The organism is Acinetobacter sp. YH01019, from assembly GCF_013420285.1.
In the GTDB taxonomy this organism is placed as follows: Bacteria; Pseudomonadota; Gammaproteobacteria; order Pseudomonadales; family Moraxellaceae; genus Acinetobacter; species Acinetobacter gandensis.
The window spans coordinates 1-2323 of sequence record NZ_VOYM01000161.1; the positions used below are offsets into that span (position 1 = coordinate 1).

2 protein-coding genes are annotated in these 2323 nt (G+C 39.5%); both read right to left on the reverse strand.

The window, feature by feature from the left end:
- Positions 1-183: 183 nt before the first annotated feature.
- Positions 184-648 (reverse strand): bacterioferritin, encoded by a 465-nt coding sequence (gene bfr, locus FTT84_RS17555; protein ID WP_067762676.1) that lies wholly within the window; start codon positions 646-648, stop codon positions 184-186.
- A 375-nt stretch (positions 649-1023) separates the two neighbouring features.
- Entirely contained in the window at positions 1024-1998 is a 975-nt protein-coding gene (gene rlmF, locus FTT84_RS17560; protein WP_180082001.1) for a 23S rRNA (adenine(1618)-N(6))-methyltransferase RlmF, read from the reverse strand.
- Positions 1999-2323 lie beyond the last annotated feature (325 nt).

Consider the following 2323-nt stretch of genomic DNA (forward strand, 5'->3'; position numbering starts at 1 on the left):
CAGGGTCTTGTGGTGGCGCACCTTTGGATATTATTAAAAAATACATTGAAAACCAACAAGGTTAAAATCTTTGAAATTCACCTCCACCCTGACTGTCGGGTGGAGTCCTCTTTCACTTTAAGATAGTTTTCATGACTTAATAAAAAACCCAGCTTGTGCTGGGTCTTTAGATTTTTTCGCAAATTACATTTGAGACTGAATATAGTTTGGTAGGCCAATCAGTTCGATCAAACGCATTTGCTTTTCAAGCCAGTAGGTATGATCTTCTTCAGTATCTGACATTTGCTGACGCAGCATATCACGGGTCACATAGTCACCCTTTTCTTCACACAATTTTACGCCTTGTGCAAGTTTCTCACGAACATGATATTCAAGCGCCAAATCCGCTTTTAAACAGGTCACAACGTCTGTGCCGACTTCAATATCATCACGATTCATATTCGGCGTTCCTTCAAGGAACAATACGCGACGAATCAATGCATCTGCATGTGAGCCTTCTTCTTGGCTTTCATGATCGATACGTTCAAAGATTTTACTTAAACCCCAATCTTCATACATACGGGAATGAATTAAGTATTGATCACGAGCAGCCAGTTCGCCACCGATCAGCATATTTAAGTAGTCTACGACTTCTGGATTGCCACGCATTTTCTTCACTCCATACCCTTTTCAAATATTATGGACAAGTTTCAAAATGAATGCAAAATAATATTTTTGTAAGTTTATGATTTATATAAAATTTAAATGATAAACATACGCATTTGCAGTTCAATTCCGCTCATTTTTCACATATAAAAGAAGCCCTTGCAGAATATTCAAGGCATTTAGAACACATAATAATCAAAAATCGCTGTATGCTGTTTTTTGTAACAATTAACAATGCGTCTTGTTTAGCAAAAATATCTCCAGATTGATTCAACACACTGTGCTTGCGCTGCTGTGTTTATCGATATAGGAAACTTTTACTGAAGCTTCATGCATTGCATGCCCAAAACAAAGTGAACACTTCGAGCAAAGGCAGGCTTATGCTGAAGTCCAACGTGCATTCTTCCACGCTTGCTGTTGTCTTAAATCTAAAAAGGTCCAAGCGACAAAACGGCTTTCTTTTTGTCCCTGCGTCATTTTAATGGTTTTTACATCTACTGCTCCGCCCTTCGCTAAGGCATTTAAGAGCACAGGCAATGTTGTTTTCTTGGAAACCAGCGTACTGAACCAAAGGCATTGTTCAGCAAACTGGATGCTCTCTTGTACCATTTGGCAGACAAATCGCTCTTCGCCGCCATCACACCAAAGTTCGTTCTTTTGACCTCCAAAGTTTAACACCACCTTTGTACGATCAACCGGCTTGCCCAGTTTTCTTAATTTTTGAGTGGCTGTCGCGTTGGCTTCATCTTGCGAAGCATGAAATGGTGGATTACACATGGTCAAATCAAAACGATCTGAAGGTTTAATCACACCATTGAAAATATTGCTCGCTTTTTTCTGCAATCGAATCTGAATGCCTTTACGCAGATTCGGATTAGCCTCCACAATAAATTGAGCACTTTTAACCGATGCAGAATGAATATCTGAGCCGACAAATTTCCAACCATAGCTCCGATGACCAATGATCGGATAAATACAGTTCGCGCCAACCCCAATATCTAACACTTGAACGGTATGTCCCGTTGGAATCTGCCCCTCATTACTGGCACTCAACAAGTCAGCTAAATAGTGAATATAGTCCGCTCGACCTGGAATAGGCGGGCAAAGATAATCTTGAGGAATATCCCAATATTGAATGCCATAAAAATGTTTGAGCAATGCTTTATTCAGCATTTTCACAGCCTGTGGATCAGAAAAATCTACCGATAAATCGTTATATTTATTCGGGCTGACAAAAGGTGCAAGTTCCGGACAACTCTTAATTAACTGAGGAAAATCGTAACGACTGCGATGCAGATTTCGTGCATGTAATTCCAATTTTTGTTGCGGAAAAAATTTCTTTGCTTGCGCCATATGTATGCCAATAATCAAAGGGAGAACAGAATCATCTGATAAGGCAGGATCTATACCTGCAAATTAACTAATATTGTACGTGAATTTGACCATCTATGACGCCCCTATCCTTTTATTTGTCTATCTGCAAATCATTAACCACTTGGAAGTCTATTCTTATTTAATCTGGACATCTTTGTTTGCTATAGCACTAAATTTCATTGGCTTTGTTGCACAAAGATTTGAAATGCAAAGCGCCCCTAATTGAGCCAAATTTAAGGCGTAACTTGGGTAAGTGGTCGACCTAATTCCGTAAATCTGTTAAGAACTGCTACACGTGCATGGA